Source organism: Nonomuraea sp. 3-1Str, from assembly GCF_031570565.1.
Classification (GTDB): domain Bacteria; phylum Actinomycetota; class Actinomycetes; order Streptosporangiales; family Streptosporangiaceae; genus Nonomuraea.
The window spans coordinates 135,670-152,995 of record NZ_JALHBK010000017.1 but is presented as its reverse complement, the minus strand read 5'-3'; the positions used below and the strand labels follow the sequence as shown (position 1 = coordinate 152,995).

The 17,326-nt window shown below is 72.4% G+C and carries 18 protein-coding genes; 10 read left to right on the top strand and 8 right to left on the bottom strand.

What is annotated here, in order from left to right; all coding sequences use genetic code 11:
• Nucleotides 1–118: 118 nt before the first annotated feature.
• Genes MTP10_RS25920 through MTP10_RS25910 form a run of 3 tightly spaced genes read right to left on the bottom strand, consistent with a single transcriptional unit; the run spans nt 119 to nt 2,477 of the window.
• The gene (locus MTP10_RS25920; RefSeq protein WP_225302437.1) at nt 119–655 is read right to left on the bottom strand and encodes a hypothetical protein; all 537 of its coding nucleotides are present in this window, start codon (nt 653–655) and stop codon (nt 119–121) included.
• Between the two features lie 59 nt (nt 656–714).
• Nucleotides 715–1,356: a response regulator transcription factor gene (locus tag MTP10_RS25915; RefSeq protein WP_310712282.1), complete on the bottom strand. Its 642-nt coding sequence runs from the start codon at nt 1,354–1,356 to the stop codon at nt 715–717.
• Nucleotides 1,353–2,477: a histidine kinase gene (locus tag MTP10_RS25910; protein WP_310712281.1), complete on the bottom strand. Its 1,125-nt coding sequence runs from the start codon at nt 2,475–2,477 to the stop codon at nt 1,353–1,355. Before MTP10_RS25910 ends, MTP10_RS25915 begins: the two co-directional genes overlap by 4 nt.
• A gap of 445 nt (nt 2,478–2,922) precedes the next feature.
• On the opposite strand from MTP10_RS25910, the gene MTP10_RS25905 reads away from it, so the two are divergent.
• Together MTP10_RS25905 and MTP10_RS25900 are read left to right on the top strand one after the other, a co-directional pair.
• Complete coding sequence (locus tag MTP10_RS25905) at nt 2,923–4,113, top strand: FAD-dependent oxidoreductase (protein ID WP_310712280.1); 1,191 nt, start codon at nt 2,923–2,925, stop codon at nt 4,111–4,113.
• 96 nt (nt 4,114–4,209) lie between these two features.
• The gene (locus MTP10_RS25900) at nt 4,210–5,106 is read left to right on the top strand and encodes an RNA polymerase sigma-70 factor (protein ID WP_310712279.1); all 897 of its coding nucleotides are present in this window, start codon (nt 4,210–4,212) and stop codon (nt 5,104–5,106) included.
• 51 nt (nt 5,107–5,157) lie between these two features.
• On the opposite strand, the gene MTP10_RS25895 is transcribed toward MTP10_RS25900, so the two are convergent.
• Nucleotides 5,158–6,132, bottom strand: a complete 975-nt coding sequence (locus MTP10_RS25895) for an aldo/keto reductase (RefSeq protein ID WP_310712278.1) — start codon at nt 6,130–6,132, stop codon at nt 5,158–5,160.
• 86 nt (nt 6,133–6,218) lie between these two features.
• Between MTP10_RS25895 and MTP10_RS25890 the strand changes: the two genes are divergently transcribed.
• The 3 genes from MTP10_RS25890 (at nt 6,219) to MTP10_RS25880 (ending at nt 9,121) form a co-directional block, all read left to right on the top strand.
• Nucleotides 6,219–6,875 (top strand): TetR/AcrR family transcriptional regulator, encoded by a 657-nt coding sequence (locus tag MTP10_RS25890; RefSeq protein WP_310712277.1) that lies wholly within the window; start codon nt 6,219–6,221, stop codon nt 6,873–6,875.
• 303 nt (nt 6,876–7,178) lie between these two features.
• Nucleotides 7,179–7,886, top strand: coding sequence for a hypothetical protein (locus MTP10_RS25885; RefSeq protein WP_310712276.1), 708 nt, complete (start codon nt 7,179–7,181; stop codon nt 7,884–7,886).
• Nucleotides 7,883–9,121 (top strand): S8 family serine peptidase, encoded by a 1,239-nt coding sequence (locus MTP10_RS25880; RefSeq protein WP_310712275.1) that lies wholly within the window; start codon nt 7,883–7,885, stop codon nt 9,119–9,121. Before MTP10_RS25885 ends, MTP10_RS25880 begins: the two co-directional genes overlap by 4 nt.
• Here MTP10_RS25880 and MTP10_RS25875 read toward each other — a convergent pair.
• Nucleotides 9,082–10,386: a site-2 protease family protein gene (locus tag MTP10_RS25875; RefSeq protein WP_310712274.1), complete on the bottom strand. Its 1,305-nt coding sequence runs from the start codon at nt 10,384–10,386 to the stop codon at nt 9,082–9,084. The two genes, MTP10_RS25880 and MTP10_RS25875, sit on opposite strands and share 40 nt — an antisense overlap.
• A 173-nt stretch (nt 10,387–10,559) precedes the next feature.
• Here MTP10_RS25875 and MTP10_RS25870 point away from each other — a divergent pair, with 173 nt between their 5' ends.
• Entirely contained in the window at nt 10,560–11,165 is a 606-nt protein-coding gene (locus MTP10_RS25870) for a response regulator transcription factor (RefSeq protein ID WP_310712273.1), read from the top strand.
• A 192-nt stretch (nt 11,166–11,357) separates the two neighbouring features.
• On the opposite strand, the gene MTP10_RS25865 is transcribed toward MTP10_RS25870, so the two are convergent.
• Nucleotides 11,358–12,470, bottom strand: coding sequence for a PP2C family protein-serine/threonine phosphatase (locus MTP10_RS25865; RefSeq protein WP_310712272.1), 1,113 nt, complete (start codon nt 12,468–12,470; stop codon nt 11,358–11,360).
• A 118-nt stretch (nt 12,471–12,588) separates the two neighbouring features.
• Here MTP10_RS25865 and MTP10_RS25860 point away from each other — a divergent pair, with 118 nt between their 5' ends.
• Nucleotides 12,589–13,821 carry a GNAT family N-acetyltransferase gene (locus MTP10_RS25860; RefSeq protein WP_310712271.1) on the top strand — a complete coding sequence of 411 codons (1,233 nt, stop codon included), beginning with the start codon at nt 12,589–12,591 and terminating at the stop codon, nt 13,819–13,821.
• Nucleotides 13,822–13,835: 14 nt separating this feature from the next.
• On the top strand, nt 13,836–13,982 hold the full coding sequence (locus MTP10_RS25855) for a hypothetical protein (protein ID WP_310712270.1): 147 nt from the start codon (nt 13,836–13,838) through the stop codon (nt 13,980–13,982).
• A 5-nt stretch (nt 13,983–13,987) separates the two neighbouring features.
• Here MTP10_RS25855 and MTP10_RS25850 read toward each other — a convergent pair whose 3' ends face one another.
• The gene (locus tag MTP10_RS25850; protein ID WP_310712269.1) at nt 13,988–14,455 is read right to left on the bottom strand and encodes a ribose-5-phosphate isomerase; all 468 of its coding nucleotides are present in this window, start codon (nt 14,453–14,455) and stop codon (nt 13,988–13,990) included.
• A 105-nt stretch (nt 14,456–14,560) separates the two neighbouring features.
• Between MTP10_RS25850 and def the strand changes: the two genes are divergently transcribed.
• Both def and MTP10_RS25840 read left to right on the top strand, forming a co-directional pair.
• The gene (gene def / locus MTP10_RS25845) at nt 14,561–15,046 is read left to right on the top strand and encodes a peptide deformylase (protein WP_310712268.1); all 486 of its coding nucleotides are present in this window, start codon (nt 14,561–14,563) and stop codon (nt 15,044–15,046) included.
• Between the two features lie 9 nt (nt 15,047–15,055).
• Nucleotides 15,056–15,784, top strand: coding sequence for an SDR family oxidoreductase (locus MTP10_RS25840; RefSeq protein ID WP_310712267.1), 729 nt, complete (start codon nt 15,056–15,058; stop codon nt 15,782–15,784).
• Here the strand turns inward: MTP10_RS25840 and MTP10_RS25835 are convergent, their stop codons facing one another.
• Complete coding sequence (locus tag MTP10_RS25835) at nt 15,785–17,188, bottom strand: aldehyde dehydrogenase family protein (protein WP_310712266.1); 1,404 nt, start codon at nt 17,186–17,188, stop codon at nt 15,785–15,787. It lies immediately after the preceding gene.
• Between the last annotated feature and the right edge of the window lie 138 nt (nt 17,189–17,326).

Genomic DNA, 17,326 nt, shown 5'->3' with positions numbered 1-17,326 from the left:
TCTGATGCGAGGTGGTGTTTGGGGTGAAACGGGTCTCGGTGGAGGGTGCCGCACATCTGGTGCTCGCGGACGGCGTGGTGCCGTTGCACCCGCAGTTGAGCTGCCCGGATCTCACGTGCTAAGAGCCGGGCCCGCCGGCCGGAACGGGAGCCGGTCGCGGCGCGGCCGTCGCCCTTGCCCTGACGTGGATGCCGCCGACCCTGGCCAGCATCGTCGACACGTTGAGCAGGATGATCGCCGCCTTCAGCGCGTTCGCTCCCACGTCGTGCGCCGCCATCCAGCGGCCCAGTTCTGGACCGAACACGTGCGTCGCGCCGTACGAGAAGGCGACCTTCGTCAGGGTGATGGCGACCCAGGCGGTCACGTAGGCAAGCCCGGCCCTGGAGTACACGGCCTGCTTGTCCGGCACGTACTCGAACCGCATGAACGAGACCGCGGCCAGTCCCATCGCCAGGCCGAGCACGGTGGCCGCGGCTTCGAGCAGCAGCCCGGTGCCCGACAGCTCGAAGCCGTCGAAGAAGATCGGAACCAGCGCCGCCGCCCCTGCCACAGGGCGCAGGAGCCGGAACAGCCCCACCTTCCGCCGGCCGATGTCGCTTTCGATGGCGATCGCGAAGATGATCAGGTTGAGGAGGAATACGCTCACATCGCTCATGGCAGACGACGGTAGGTCGCAGGGCCGGGGCCGATCGTCAAGCCGGAGGTTGGTTCGCGTCAACCCGTGGGTTGAGAGTCGGAGGCGATCCCCCGCCGGTAGGCGTAACGGACGGCCTGCGCGCGGTCCCGCGCCCCGATCTTCGCGAAGATGCGGTTGATGTGCGTTTTCACCGTGGCCTCGCTCACGCGCAGCCGCTGCACGATCTCCCGGTTGGACAGCCCCGCCGCGACCAGCTTGAGCACGTCCAGCTCGCGGTTCGTCAACCCGTCCGGAGGCTCGGGGGACGGAGCGGCGTCGAAGAGCGACTCGCGGACCCGCTTGGTGAGCAGGCTGCGTCCCTCAGCGGCGGCGGCCACCGCCTGGTAGATGTCCTCGCGTGAGGCGTCCTTGGTCAGGTAGCTGAGCGCGCCCGCGCGCAACGCCGCCGCGATCTCCCGCTGATCGGAGTAGGTGGTGAGCACGACCACGCCGGTCCGCGGGTGTTCACGACCGATCCACCGGATGGCCTCGACGCCGTCGAGTTCGGGCATGCGCAGGTCCATCAGCACCACGTCGGGACGGTGCGCCGCCACGGCCGCGACCGCGTCCGCGCCGGTGCCCGCCGTCGCGACCACCTCCACGTCGGGCAGCAGGCCGAGCAGGACCGCCAGTCCGTCGCGGACGACCGGGTGGTCGTCGGCCACGACCACCTTGATCACAGCGGGATCCGCACGTCGACGTGCCACTCCTCTCCCTTGGGGGCCGCGCTCAGCGTCCCGCCCAGCCGCTCCGCCCGTTCCCTGAGCCCGCGCAGCCCGAAGCCGGAGCCGACCGGCGCGGCAGGGCCCTGGCTGACAACGCTCAGCGTGGCGTGTGTGCCGTAAGCGAGGCGTATGCGCACGGGGCTTCCCGGCGCGTGCTTGCGTGCGTTCGTGAGCGCCTCCTGCACACCCCGATACAGCGTCAGGGCGACGTCGGCGGACAGCTCCGCGGATGCCGCCTCCATCTCCAGCTCCGCGGGCTTGCCGGCACGGTCGGCGTAGGCCGTGGCCAGGCCGGTCAGCAGCTCCTCCAGTGGCAGTGCCTCGTCCCGCAGCGCGAGAATGGCGCGCCTGGTCTCCACCAGCCCCTCGTCGGCCAGTTCCTGCGCCCGCCGGAGGAAGACTCTGATCCGCTCGTCCTCCGCCCCCTCCTCCACCAGCGCGTCCACCACCTTGAGCTGCACCGAGAGCGCCGACAGCGCGTGCGCCTGGATGTCGTGGATCTCCCTGGCGATTCGCGAACGCTCGGCCAGCGCCGCCGCCCTGGCCCGCTCCTGCGCCGCCCGTTCGGCGTTGCCCAGGAGCAGCTCTGCCTGCTCCGCGCGCTGCAGCACCTGCTTCCTGAACGTCCCGAGCAACACGCACGCCACCAGCACCGAGACGTGCGCTACCAGGTACGGCCAGGGCGAGGAGGGCCTCAGCGAGACCATGGCCGCGACGGTCGCGAACGTGATCGGCAGGACCTGGCGCGGCGGCAGCCTGGCTCCGGCGTCGATGAGCGCCACGGCGGGGAACGCGACGGCCACGCCCGCACCCGCACCCGTCAGCGCGGCCCCCGCGACGCCCATCAGCAGCAGCGCCACGACCAGCGAACGGCGGCCGAGCCAGTCCGAGGCCAGCCAGAGCAGCCATCCCGCGCTCGCCGCCGCGAGCAGCCCGGCCATCACGACGGGACGGCGGTCGATCAGGCCGGGATCCGTCCGCATGATGGTGACCAGGAGGACCACCAGCCCGGCGAGCCGGACCGCGCGGAGCGGCCACGTGAGCCGGCCGCGGTGCGGGAGCGCGAAGACGAACATCTACCGCACCCGGATCGCTTCCGACACATTCACGCACCGAATGTACGGCACGCTCGGTGGAACTCCTCGACCCGGACGCCACCCGGTTCCGTCCGTGGCAGCCCGCGCTGGGCACGTTACGCCTACCTCATCGATGAACACGTCATCCAGGTCACCGACGACCTCAGGCTGGGCACGTTTGCCGCCCGGATGGATTCAACCCGATTGAGGCCGATCCTGACGACTGCCATTCACACACTCTGAAGAAGACTCTCCGCCACTAGCGGGGGTCGGGCTGCGGGACCGCCGGTCGGCTCACCACCGGCACCCGCCGCCGCCACCCGCACAGCGAACTCGATCAGCTCCGCTCCGACCCACCGCCCGATGTGATCCGCGCCACACCTTGTCACAGGTTCCCTCCGTCCGGCGCCTTGTGTGCGAAACCCGAGCGAACGGAGCAGAGACCATGACGGAGCACACCGGCGGCCGGACGGAAGTCATCGTGATCGGCGGCGGATACGCCGGAGTCCTCGCGGCCAACCGCCTGACCCGCCGCGACGACGTGGCCGTGACCCTCGTCAACCCGCGCCCGGCCTTCGTCGAGCGCGTGCGCCTGCACCAGCTGGTGGCGGGGTCCGACGACGCGGTCGTCGACTACGAGGACGTCCTGAGCGAACGCGTCAAGCTCGTGGTCGACACCGCGACCGCGATCGACCGGGAGTCGCGGACCGTCTCGCTGGCCGGCGGCGGCACGGTCGGGTACGACCACCTGATCTACGCGGTGGGCAGCCGCAGCGGCGTGCCTGAGGTGCCCGGCGCGGACAGGTTCGCCTACCAGATCGCCACCCTGGAGGAGGCCGAGCGGCTGCGCCAGGCCGTGGCCGCCGCGCCCGCCACCGCGGCGCTGACGGTCGTGGGCGGCGGCGCCACCGGTATCGAGATCGCGGCGGAGCTCGCCGAGGCGGGCCGTACCGTCACCCTCGTCTGCGGAGGACAGCTCGGCCCCTACCTCCACCCGAACGGCCGCCGCTTCGTCGCCAAGCGGCTGGCGGCCCTCGGCGTGACCGTCCTCGAAGGCCCCGGCGCCAAGGCGGCGTCCGTGACGGCCGACGCCGTCCGCCTCGCCGACGGCCGCGAGGTGCGCGGCCACCTGACCATCTGGGCAGCCGGCTTCGGCGTTCCCGACCTGGCCGCCCGCAGCGGCCTCAGCACCGACGAGACGGGCCGCCTCCTCACCGACGAGACCCTGACCAGCGTCGACGACGACCGCATCGTCGCCGCCGGGGATGCGGCCTCGCCCTCGGGCCTCGCTTACCGGATGGGCTGCCAGGCCGCCGTCCAGCTGGGCCCGCACGCCGCCGACGCCGTGCTTCGCCGGATCGAGGGCGGAGCGCCCGAAGCCATCAGCGTCGCCTTCGCCGGGCTGTGCGTCAGCCTCGGCCGCGGCGCCGGCATCTTCCAGTTCGCGCGCAAGGACGACACCGCCATCCGGTTCTACGTCGGCGGCGGACCGGGCGCGCGCCTCAAGGAGTTCATCGTCGCCCACACCGTCAAGCAGCTCGCCGACGAGGCCCGCAAGCCCGGCGCACGCGTCCTGAAGGCCAAGGACAACACCCGGCAGCAGCGCGTCCAGGCGGCGCCCGCGTACGTGTCGTAGCCCCCCTGAAGCGGGCGGCCCAGGCGCCGCCCGCTCCCCCATGCCCGCCCCCCATGCCCAGCCTGCGGGGACGGGCCGCCATGGAAGGATTCGAGGATGCACGACCACGCCGCGGACCCGGCGACCGAGGCCTTCGTCGCCCACCGCAACCTGCTCTTCACCGTCGCCTACGAGATCCTCGGCTCGGCGGCCGACGCCGAGGACGTCCTGCAGGAGGCCTGGTTGCGCTGGGCCGAGATCGACCTGGCGCAGGTCCGCGACCAGCGCGCGTTCCTCGTGCGTGTCACGACCCGGCGGGCGCTCGACCGGCTGCGGGCCCTGCGGCGGCGCAAGGAGGCCTACGTCGGCCCCTGGCTGCCCGAGCCGCTGCTCACGTCGCCGGACGTCGCGGAGAACGCCGAGCTCGCCGAGAGCCTGTCCATGGCCGTGCTGCTCGTCCTGGAGACCCTCTCGCCCACCGAGCGGGCCGTGTTCGTCCTGCGCGAGGTCTTCGACGTCGACTACGACGAGATCGCGGAGGCGGTCGGCAAGACCCCCGCCGCGGTCCGCCAGATCGCGCACCGCTCCCGCAAGCACGTCGACGCCCGCCGCCCTCGCCACGTGGTCTCCCCGCGCCAGGCCCAGGCCGCCGTCGCGTCGTTCCAGCACGCCGTGGAGACCGGCGACCTGCAGGGCGTGCTCGACGTGCTCGCCCCTGACGTCGTCCTGATCAGCGACGGCGGTGGCGTCAGGAGCGCCGCGCTGCGGCCCGTCACCGGCCTCGCGAAGGTGGTCCGCCTCCTCCTCGCCAGTCTCGGCGACAAGGAAGGCACGCTCACCGGCGAGCCCACCACCGTCAACGGCGATCCGGCGCTCCTCCTGCGCCTCGACGGCGAGATCGACAGCGTCATGGCGCTCAAGGTCGAGGACGACCTCGTCACCGGCATCTACTTCATCCGCAACCCTGACAAGCTCACCCACATCGCCGCCGCCACACCGCTCACCCTGACCTGATACCGGTACGGCCGCGGTTCCCGCCCCGGGAAAGGAACGGGGGCCGCGGTGTCAGTCCCAGGTGGGGAGGTGCTGCTCCGGGTAGCGAGCGCCGAAGCCGCCCGTGGGGAGGATCTCCGCGACGCGCTTCAGGTCCGCCTCGTCGAGGACGAGGTCGGCGGCGGCGACGTTCTCCTCCAGCCTCCCGCGGCTGCGAGTGCCGGGGATGGGGACGATGTCGTCGCCCTGGGCGAGGAGCCAGGCCAGGGCGAGCTGGGCGACGGTGGCGTCCTTGTCGGCGGCCAGGTCGGCGAGCCGGCGGGTGGCCTCCAGATTCCGCTCGTAGTTGCCGGGCTGGAAACGGGCGTCCCAGCTGCGCATGTCACTGGGGTCGTACTCGGCGCCGGGCTTGGCCTGGCCCGTGAGGAAGCCCCGGCCGAGGGGCGAGTAGGCGACGAATCCGATCCCCAGCTCGCGCAGCACCGGCAGGAGGGTCTCGACGTCGCGCTCGAACAGGGAGTACTCGGTCTGCAGGACCGATACGGGCTGGACGGCATGGGCGCGGCGGATGGTGTTGGCCCCCGCCTCGCTCAGGCCGAAGTAGCGGACCTTGCCCGCGTCGACGAGCTCCCTGACCGTCCCGGCCACGTCCTCGATAGGCACGCCGGGATCCACGCGGTGCTGGTAGAGCACGTCGATGACGTCGACGCCGAGGTGACGCAGGCTGTTGTCGACGACCTCCCGGATGTGGCCCGGACGGCTGTCCACCCCGCCCTCCCGGGTGCCGGTGAAGTCGAAACCGAACTTGGTGGCGATGACCACCTCGTCACGCACCGGGGCGAGGGCGGCGCCGACGATCCGCTCGTTCTCGCCCTGCCCGTACAGCTCGGCCGTGTCGAAGAACGTCACGCCGAGCTCATGGGCCCGGCGGATGGTCGCCGTCCCCTCCTTCTCGTCCGAGGGCCCGTACGCCAGGGAGATCCCCATCGCGCCGTACCCCAGAGCCGACACCGTGAGGCCCTGCGTGCCAAGTGTGCGCTTTCGCATGAAATGTCCCATTTCTTCAGAAGTAAGAGCACTCTAACATTATGTTAGAGGCGTCTCACATGCCGGAGGGGAGAGAATCGTTCGCCATGAGCAGTCCCACGACGCCACGACGCGGCTACCACCACGGCGACCTGCGCGCCGAGCTGATCCGTGAGGGCATCGCGCTCCTGGCGGAGACCGGGGTCGCGGGGTTCTCGGTGGCCAAGGTCGCGGCCCGTGCGGGCGTGTCGTCGGCCGCGCCGTACCGCCACTTCCCGGACCGCGAGGCCCTGCTGGCCGCCTGCGCCGCGTCCGTCATCGCCGCCATCACGGACCTTCTCGCCGAGGCGGCCGAGCGGGCCGGGCCCGATCCGGTCGAGCGGCTCGCCGCCACCGCGGGCGCCTACACCCGTTACGTGCTGGGCCATCGCGCCGGCGTGGAGTTCGTCTTCGCCCACGACTTCGCCGCCCCGCACGCCGAGACCGTCCAGGAGCAGAGCCGCCGCCTCATGGACACCCTCATGGCCCTGGCCGGCGACGTCCTGCCCGGCGACACCTCGTGGGCCGACACAGCCGACTTCGTGTACGTGCACCTGGCCACCACGCACGGCTACGCCACCCTGCTCCTGTCGGGCGCCCGCCCGCGCCGGGACGTGGACACCCTGGTGGCCCGCGCCGTCGCCGCCGCCCGCGACCACATCACCGGCCACGTGATGCGCCTGGGCGGCACGCCGGGGATCAGCGGCTCCGAGCCCGGGAGATGAGCGGGTCGGCCGGCGTCGTGACAGTCGATGTCTGAGGTGACCTATAAGGTCATGTGCCGCAAGTGATGAACGACGGGAGAGACGATGACATACCCCCCGCCCCGTCCAGGGCCGGGGTTCCCCGCCCCCCAGTCGCCCGGCGGGCATCCCTACGGGCCGCCCCCTCAGCAGCCGGGGCCGCACGGACCTTACCCGCCCCAGGCACCGTACGTCAGCGGCGGCCCCCATCCGCCCGTGCCTCCGCACGGCGGGCAACCGGCGCCCGGACCGCGCAGGCGAGGGGCGGGCCGGATCATCGCAGGGGTGCTCGTCGCCGGGTTCGGGCTGCTGTCGGCGCTCGGCGGCGGCGGGCTCATCTGGCACGCCGTCTCGAACAGCAAGCAGCAGATCCGCAACAAGCAGTTCTCCATGGAGCTGTGGCGCAACCTTCCCGCCGACAAGCTCTTCCCCGCCACGATCGGCCGGCAGGACCCTGACAAGAAGCAGGACGACCCCGGCACCGAGCACGGCTGGACGAGGGTCGCGCTCTCCTCCGGCACCTCGTGCAAGGCGGCGCTGTCCGGCTCCCTGGCCACGCTCGCCACCCAGCGGGGCTGCGTGGCGGCCATGCGGGCCACGTACGTCGACGACTCCGGCGGCACGGCGGCGACCGTCGCGATCGTGACCTTCCGTGACCTCTCCGCCAAGGAGGACCTCGAAGAGCACGTCCGCGACGCTCAGGACGGGCAGGAACGCGTGGTGCGCGCCCTGGCCGCGCCCGGCACGCAGTGGAAGGACGCCGCGCGCGCGGGCGACGGCGGCCGGGGTGTCATGGACCTCTACACACCGCTGTTCGTGGCGGTCACCGCGGGCCCCGCGGACGGCCGCCGCGCCGGCAAACTGCCCGCTCCGTGGGGCAACAGGCCACTGGAGCAGAAGGCCGACCGCTCGGCCTGGGCCTCCACGGCCAAGGGGCTGGCCGAAACCCTGGCCGCCCGGTTGAACAGCCAGATCCCGAAGGTGGGCCCATGATCGGCAGAATGGCGGGCGCGGCCGCCCTGACCGCGGCTCTCGTGGCCGGCACGGCGGCGCCGGGCCTGGCCGAGGCGCCGCACGGCTGGGAGCAGTCGGCCATGCGGGTGCCGGCCGCCCAGCGCGTGGCCCAGGGCAAGGGCGTCACCGTCGCGGTCCTGGACACGGGCGTGATGCGGAGCCATCCGGAGTTCAAGGGCCGGGTGAGCGGCGGCCCCGACTTCATCGGCGGCGGCGCCCGTCCCGGGAAGAGCTACTGGGGGGAGCACGGCACGGCCATGGCCTCCAGCGTGCTGCGCGTGGCTCCGGGCTCGCGGGTGCTGTCCGTACGGGTGATCTGGGACCGTGAGGACCCGGCCCGCAAGCGGGCGGAGGCGGCGGTCAAGGCCGGCCGGGCCGGCGCGGACAAGGAGAGCGAGCGGGCCGGCAGCGCCCTGGCCAAGGGCATCCGCTACGCCGTCGACCACGGCGCCCGGGTCGTCTCCATGTCGCTGGGCACCGCCGAGTGGGGCTGGGGCGGCTACGAGGAGGACACGGCCGCGGCCGTCGACTACGCCGTCGGCAAGGGCGTGGTCCTCGTGGCCAGTGCCGGCAACGGCGGCTCGGACGACCCCCTGGAGGTGGACGCGAACAACACCATGTCGTACCCGGCCGGCTACCCCGGCGTGATCGCGGTGGCGGCGATGGCGCCGGAGGGCATCCGGGCGAAGTTCTCGCAGGTGCACACGTACAACACGATCGCCGCTCCCGGCGTCGACATCTACGCCGCGAGAAACACGGGCGGCTACGAGTCGGGCGACGGCACCTCGCCGGCGTGCGCGCTGGTGGCGGGCACCGCGGCGCTGATGCTGTCGGCCAACCCCCGGCTGACGCCCCGGCAGGTCCGCGACCTCCTGGTGAGGACGGCGCAGAGGCCGCCGGCCGGCTACACCGCCTACCTCGGGTTCGGGCTGGTGGACGCGGGCGCCGCGGTGAGGGCCGCGTCCTCGGCGGCGCCGGTGAAGACCACGGCCGTGCCGTACGAGGGGAAGAAGTACTTCGGGAACGGGCCGGTCGGCGCGCCCATCGCCCACCCGCCGATCGACCAGACGGAGATCTTGGTGGGCGGCGGCGCCGTCGGCGTGGGCCTGCTGTGCGTGGCAGGCGCGTTCTTCCTGTTCCGCCGCCCGCGACCCCGCGGGGCCCGGGCGGCGGGTCAGCCGGTGAGTTTGAGCGGGTTGAACAGGTCCGCGTAGACCAGCAGCCCCGCCATGACGATCATCACGAGGGCCAGCGCGTACGTGAGCGGCAGCACCTTGGCGATGTCCACGTACGCGGGCTCCGGCCGGCGGGTGATGCGGGCGAAGGCCCGCTTGAGGCCCTCCCACAGGCCGCCCGCGATGTGGCCGCCGTCGAGCGGCAGCAGCGGGATGAGGTTGAACATGCCGATCGCGAGGTTGAACCCGGCCAGCAGGCTCACCAGGTTGTAGACCTTCTGCTCGGTGGTCATGTCCGAGGAGAGGATCTCGCCGCCCATCCGCCCGGCGCCCACGACGCCGACGGGGCCCTCGGGGTCGCGCTCCTGGCCGGAGAAGGCGGCGTGCCAGACGCCGACCATCTTCTCCGGCAGGTTGAGCAGCGACCCGGCGACCCGGACGGTCAGCTCGCCCATGTAGCCGGCGACCATGCCGAAGCTCTGCTTCTCCATGACCTGACTGGGCAGCACGCCGAGGAAGCCGACCTGCTTGTCGACCTTGTTCGGGTCGGTCGGCGACGGCCGGTCCTGCGCGATGAGCGTGACGGACAGGGTCATCGGCCTGCCGTCGCGCACGATGCCCAGCGCCACGGTGCCGGCGCCGTGCCCGCGGATGAGGCGGGTGGCGTCGTCCCAGGTGGCGATCTTCTGGCCGCCGAGGGAAACGATCCTGTCGCCCGGCTTGAGCCCCGCCTTGGCGGCGGGGGTGGGCTGGTCGGTGGGACGGCACTCGGTGCGCTTCTCGCTGACCGGGATGACGCAGGTGTTGGTCTGCGGGGAGACGATCGGGGCCGCGGTCGGCACGCCGATGCCGACGAGCAGGATCGAGAACAGGATGAACGACAGCACGAAGTTCATCGCCGGGCCGCCGGACATGATGATGACCTTCTGCCACCACTTCTTGCGGTAGAAGACCCGGTCCTCGTCGCCCGGCCGCACCTCCTCCATGGCCGCCTCGCGGGCGGTCTCGATGAGGCCCTGAAACGGTCCGGTGGAGGTGCCGCGGAGCTTGCCCGGGGCGTCGCCGGGCCGCGGCGGCAGCATGCCGATCATGCGGATGTAGCCGCCGAGCGGGATCCACTTGAAGCCGTACTCGGTCTCGCCCCGCCGGATCGACCAGGCGGTCGTGCCGAAGCCGACCATGTACTGGGTCACCCGGACGCCGAAAATCTTGGCCGGCACGAGGTGGCCTATCTCGTGCAGCGCGATGGAGGCCATCAGTCCGATGAGGAAGACGGCGATCCCGGCCAGGAACAGCCAGTTCATCTAGGCAGCTCTCCAGGTAAACGGAAGGTCCCGAGTCCCCAAGACTAGTCGAACTCTCCACACCTGGCTGGCTCTGCACATCTGTTTGGCTTGCGCCCCCTTGGGCGAACCGAGAGACTTCGTTGACAGTACGCGATCACACGATCACCCTGGGAAATGACGATGGGAGTGCCTTGATCCGGATCCTGGTCGCCGAGCACCTGCCACTGGTACGGCGCGGCCTGGTCGCCGCGCTCGGCGCCGAGCCCGGGATGCGGGTCGTGGCCGAGGTCGGCGGCGCCGAGGACGTGGTTCCGGCGGCGCTGGCGTCCGGGGCCGACACGGCGGTCGTCGACCTGGACCTGCCCGGCGCGGGAGGTCTGCCGGTGCTGGCCGCGCTGCACGACAAGGCGCCCGGCTGCCGGGCGCTGGTGCTGTCCGCGCAGCCCAATCCCGGTCAGGTGCGCCGGGCGTTCGCGGCGCACGCGCTCGGGTTCATGAGTCTGGACGTCGCGCCGGAGCGGCTGGCCGACGGGCTGCGGCAGGTCGCGGCGGGCCGCCGCGCGGTCGACTCCGAGCTCGCCGCCGCCGCCCTCCAGTCGGCCGCCAACCCGCTGACCCGGCGCGAGATGGACGTGCTGCGCGTCGCGGCCGGCGGGGCCCGCTCGGCGGAGATCGCCGACCAGCTCTGCCTGTCGGTCGGCACCGTGCGCAACCACCTGTCGCGGATCATGTGCAAGACGGGGGCCCGCAACCGCGTCGACGCCATCCGCATCGCCGGCGACTCCGGCTGGCTCTGACCGCGCGCGGCACCCGTCCGCACGTGGAGTCCGCACCCTGGAACCGCCAGGGATCCGGACCCCGGAAGAAGCCGCGCCGCTCCCCCGGGGCCCGGGCTCATGGGCAAGCAAGTACGACGATCTCAGGGCGGAGATCCCTCGGCCAGTGACGGTCTTCACCAATCGCCCGTGTGGTTCGTCATGGCCCGGCGTTCAGGGACGCCAGATGAGCACCAGCGCGCAGTCGTCGTTGTGCCCGGACGCCATGGCGTTGACCAGCACCCGCGCGCCGTCGTGGAAGCCCGACGCGTGCAGCCGCTCCGCCTCGCCGAGCAGCTTGTCCAGGCCCGCGTCGATGTCGCGCCCCGGCTGCTCGATCAGGCCGTCGGTGAAGAACATCAGCGCGTCGCCCTTGCGCAGGGTGCCGCTGTCGGGCTCGCAGTGCAGGTCGGGCACCACGCCGAGGACCACGCCCTTGGCCGAGGAGACCTGCCAGTTGCCGGTGCCCGCGTCGAACTTCACCACGGGCGGATGCCCGGCCGAGGTGATCGTGTAGTCGCCGGTCGCCAGGTCCAGGCGTACGTGCACGGCGGTCACGAAGCCCTCGTCGCCGCGCTGGCGGTGCAGGTAGGTGTTGCAGGCCGGCAGGAAGTCGCCGACCGAGCCGAGCAGCCCGCCGAACGTGCCGGACAGCAGGAGCGCCCTGGTGCCCGCGTCGACGCCCTTGCCGGACACGTCGACCAGCGCGATGTCCACCTTGTCGCCGTCGCGCATGGAGACCAGGAAGTCGCCGCCGAAGGAGGAGCCGCCCGCCTGCTTGAGCACGACCCTGCCGCCCCAGTCCTTGGGCAGCGGCGGCAGCTCGCCCTGGCTGCGCAGCCGGTCGCGCAGCTCCAGCAGCATCGCGTCGCCGCGCAGCCCCTGCACGCCGAGCTTGCCGCGGGTGCGCGCCATGAGCACGGCCAGGACGGTCGTGAACCCGATCGTCACCATGAGCCCGAGCCCGATCCGGCCCACGCCCAGGGTGAGCGCGATGTAGCCGAGGGCCACCGCCACGGCGCCCAGCAGCTTGGCCAGGCTGGCCAGCCGGAGCTGGAGGCCGCCCACGAGCGTGATGAGGATGAGCAGCGACGGCGAGAACCACTCGGTCGACACGCGCGCCGCCAGCAGGCCGACGACGAGCGTCAGCATGACCAGCGTGACCAGCAGGTTGCGGTCACGGGTCAGGGCCCGCCGAAGGAGCCGGACGGCGGGCACCAGCAGCGGCACCCGCACCAGGAGCGCGCGGAGCCGTGGCGGGATCAGCGGCGCCGGTCGGGAACTCATGATGCGCCTGACTGTATCGGTCTGGCACACGTTTGGGCAGCCCACTTGACCAACGCCTAGATCATGATGCGGGGATATTGGGTGGCCGGCGGCCTTCACGCGCTCCTACGGTTGACGGATGACCTATCCCATCCGCCCGATCGGCGAATCCGAGTGGAGCGCGGCCACCGCAGTGCTGGAGGAGGCGTTCGGCTGGAGCCCCACCCCCTCCCAGAAGGAGCGGTACAAGGCCGAGACGGAGTTCGACCGCACGCTGGCCGCCTTCGACGGCGACGCCGTCGTGGGTCTCGCGGGCGCCTACAGCCTCACCATGACGGTCCCCGGCGGGCGGCAGCTGCCCGTCGCGGGCGTCACCGCCGTCAGCGTGCTGCCCTCGCACCGCCGAAGCGGCATCCTGTCCTCCCTGATGCGCCGCCAGCTCGCCGACGTGCGCGAGCGCGGCGAGAGCGTCGCGGCCCTGTACGCCTCCGAGGCCTCGATCTACGGCCGTTTCGGGTACGGCAGGGCCGCCGTACAGCAGGGGTTCCGCATCAGCACCCACGACGCGGCCTTCGTCCCGGGGGCGCCGCAGGACCCGTCGCTGCGGATGCGGGTCGCGAAGCCGCAGGAGCGCCGCGCCGACTACGAGCGGCTGTTCGCCTCCGTCGTGACCAGGCGGCCGGGACTGTACGCGCGCACGAAGGAGACCTGGGACAACGTGCTGGCCGACGACGAGGCCGACCAGCGGGGCGCCGGGCCGCTGCGCTCGATCGTGGTCGAGGACGACGAGGGGGTGCGCGGGTACGCGCTGTTCCGGATCAAGCCGTCGTGGGACGACAACGGGATGGCCGGCGGCGAGCTGCTGCTGGTGGAGCTGTTCGCCGCGGACCCGGCCGCGTACGCGCTGCTGTGGCGGGGTGTGCTCGACCGCGACCTGGTCACGCGCGTCGACGCGGGCACGAGACCGCTGGACGACCCGCTCATCGCGCTGCTCGCCAATCCGCGCCAGCTGCGCGCCCGCTGGCACGACGAGCTGTGGGTACGCGTGGTCGAGGTGGAGAAGGCGCTCGTCGCCCGCTCCTACGCGGCACCCGTCGACCTGGTCGTGGAGGTCGGGGACGAGGTGTGCCCGTGGAACGCGGGGCGCTGGCGGCTCACCGCCGACCCGGCGGGCGCGGAGTGCAAGCCGGTCGAGGAGGAGCCGGACGTGTCGCTGCCGGTCGCCGCGCTGGGCTCGGCCTACCTGGGCGACGGGCTCCTGACGGCCCAGCTCGACGCCGGGCTGCTGCGCGAGCGCACGCCGGGCGCGGTGCGGGAGCTGGCCGCGGCCATGGCGTGGAGCCCGAAGCCGTGGGCGGGGCTGACCTTCTGACGTAGGCTCGGCGCATGGCACTGCAGAGCATGCAGATCACGGCGGTGACGGCGATGCGGGCCCGCGACGTGTCGCGGCCGTCGAAGGAGCAGCAGGAGGCCGCCGACAGGCGGCCCCTGCGTGACGAGATGCCGAGGCGCGAGCCCCGGCGCAGGACGTAGGGAGGCTACGGCAGCGAGGGGAGCTGGCCGATCGTCTCGTAGCTCTCGACCTGGGCGATGCGGCGGCTGTGCCGCTCGGCGCCGGAGAACGGCGTGGCCAGGAACACCTCCACGAACCTGGTCGCCTCCTCCGTGGAGTGCATGCGGGCGCCGACGCTGACGACGTTGGCGTCGTTGTGCTCGCGGGCGAGCCGGGCCGTCTCCTCGTTCCAGGCGAGGGCGGCGCGGATGCCGCGCACCTTGTTGGCGGCGATCTGCTCACCGTTGCCCGACCCGCCGATGACCACGCCGAGGCTCGCCGGGTCGCCTGCCACGCCCTCGGCCGCCCGCAGGCAGAACGCCGGATAGTCGTCCTCGGCGTCGAGGACGAAGGGACCGCAGTCGGTCACCTCGTGGCCGTGGTCCTTCAGCCAGGACACGAGATGGTTCTTGAGCTCATAGCCGGCATGGTCGGCACCGATGTAGACACGCACCCGTCCAGTCTTCCACAGCACCCCGCGAGGAGCTGTGGCCGGCGCGGCGGCTCGCTACAGTAAGGACTGCTAACCAAGACCGCCCCTTACGGAAGTTGAGCATCCATGCGTGAGATCCGCGTGATCGGCGACCCGGTCCTGCGTACGGCCGCCGAGCCCGTCGAGGGCTTCGACCGGGAGCTGCGCCGCCTGATCGACGAGATGTTCCAGGCGATGTACGCGGTGGACGGCGTCGGCCTGGCCGGCCCGCAGATCGGCGTGTCGCGACGGCTGTTCGTCTACGACATCAGCGGGCGCAAGGGGCACGTGATCAACCCGGTGCTGACCGTCGACGACCCCGAGGAGATCCTCGACGAGGAGGGCTGCCTGTCGGTGCCCGACCGGAGAACCGGGACGCCCATCTACGCGCCGGTCGCCCGGGCCGCCGGGGTGACGGTCGAGGGCCTCGACCGGCTCGGCCGCCCGCTGCGCGTCAAGGCCCGGGGCTCGCTGGCCCGGTGCTTCCAGCACGAGACCGACCACCTCGACGGCAGGCTGTACGTCGACCGGCTCCCCAAGAACGAGGCGCGCAAGATCATCCTTAAGGCGTAGATTGGCGGCATGACCGTACTCGCGGGCAAGGGCGCACTGGTCACGGGCGGGTCCCGGGGCATCGGCAGGGCGATCGTGGAGCGGCTGCGCGCCGACGGAGCCGAGGTGGTCTTCAGCTACCTCGGCAGCGCCGAGACGGCGGCACGGGTCGCCGACGAGACCGGCGCGCATGCCGTACAGGCCGACCAGGGCGTCAAGGAGGAGCTGGAGAGGCTGTTCGCCGAGGCGGAGAAGCTGCTGCCCGGCGTGGACGTCATCGTCTCCAACGCGGCCGAGGGCGGGCTGGGGACCATCGCCGAGGTGCCGGAGGAGACGTACGAGCGGGTGTTCGCCGTCAACGCCCGCGCCACGTTCCTGGCCATCCAGTGGGCGTCCCGGGTCATGCGCGACGGCGGCCGGATCATCGCCATCTCCACCCTCAACACCGCGATCCCCGGCCCCGGCATCGGCCTCTACGCGGCCAGCAAGGCGGCGGTCGAGCAGTTCGCCAAGGTGGCGGCGCGCGAGCTGGGCCCCCGCGGCATCACCGCCAACACCGTCTCGCCCGGCGCCACGGACACCGACATGCTGCGCTCCAGCAACCCCCCGGAGGCGCTGCAGCGGGCGACGGCGCTCACGGCGCTGGGGCGGCTGGGACGGCCCGAGGACATCGCCTCGGTCGTGGCGTTCCTGGCCGGCCCGGACAGCGGCTGGATCACCGGCCAGAACCTCCTGGCGACCGGCGGAATGATCCTCTAGTCACAGCTGGAGGGACTTGAGTTCCAGGTACTCCTCCAGGCCGGCCTCGCCCAGCTCCCGGCCGATGCCCGACTGCTTGTAGCCGCCGAACGGGGCCGAGGGGTTGAAGCGGCCACCGTTGATCATGACCTGGCCGGTGCGCAGGCGGCAGGCCACGGCCAGGGCGCGTTCCTCCGTGCCCGCCCAGACGGCGCCCGACAAGCCGTAGCGGGTGCCGTCGGCGATGCGGACGGCCTGCTCCTCGGTGGTGTACGGGACGATCGACAGCACCGGGCCGAAGATCTCCTCCTGCTCGATGGCCATGCCCGGCTCGACCCCGGCGAAGACGGTGGGCTCCACGTAGTAGCCGCGCGGCAGGGGCCGCTCCGTGCCGCCCGTGACCAGCCGGGCGCCCTCCTCCTGGCCCCGGTTGATGTAGCGGATGACGCGGTCGCGCTGGACGGCCGAGACGAGCGGGCCGAGGCGGGTGGCGTCGTCGAGGGGGTCGCCGACGGTGTACGACCGGGCCGCCTCGACGGCCAGGCCCACCGCCTCGTCGTACTGGTCGCGATGGACGATCATGCGGGTCCAGGCGGAGCAGGTCTGGCCGGAGTTGACGAAACAGTTGGCGACGCCGGACCTGACGGCCGTGACCAGGTCGGCGTCGGGCAGGATGACGTTGGCGGACTTGCCGCCCAGCTCCAGCGCGACGCGTTTGACGCCCTCGGCCGCCAGCGCCGCGACCCTGCGGCCGGCGGCGGTCGAGCCGGTGAAGGACACCATGTCCACCTCGGGGTGGGCCGCCATGGCCTCCCCCACCACGGGTCCGCGCCCGCTGACCAGGTTGAACACCCCGGCCGGCAGGCCCACCTCGTCGAGGATCTCGGCCAGCGCGTACGCGGCGAGCGGCGCCACTTCGCTCGGCTTGAGCACGACCGTGCAGCCCGCGGCCAGCGCCGGCGCGACCTTGCAGACGACCTGGTGCAGCGGGTAGTTCCACGGGGTGATCGCGGCGACCACGCCGACCGGCTCCCTGAGCACCAGGGAGTTGCCGGTGCGCGTCTCGCGCGGATGGCTCTCGGCCAGCCGGGCGTAGGAGGCGAGCACCCCGGCGGGCATCAGCGTCTGCACCTTGAGCGCGAATCGCAGCGGCGCCCCCATGTCGGTCGCGATGACATGGGCGACCTCGCGGGCGCGCCGTTCGAGCAGCTCGGCCGCGGCGGCGAGGAGCTTGGCGCGGTCCGCGGGATCGGCGCCCGACCAGGCGGCGAAGGCTGCGCGCGCGGCCAGGACCGCGGCCTCCACGTCGGCCGGCGCGCCCGCCGGCACCCGGTCGATGAGCTCCTCTGTGGCCGGGTTGACGACGTCGATCGCCTCACCCGAGACCGACGCGGTCCAGGCACCGCCGATGTACAGCTTGCGCATGGCCCCATACTCGCGCGCCGCCCCCGACTTGGCGAGGGCGTGCGCATGACTGGGGTTCGTCAGGAAGGTACGGGACTGTGCCCGGGAGGGAAGGACCTCGCCCCGGGCACCGGTGGAGGCGGCGCCGGAGGCGCGTCA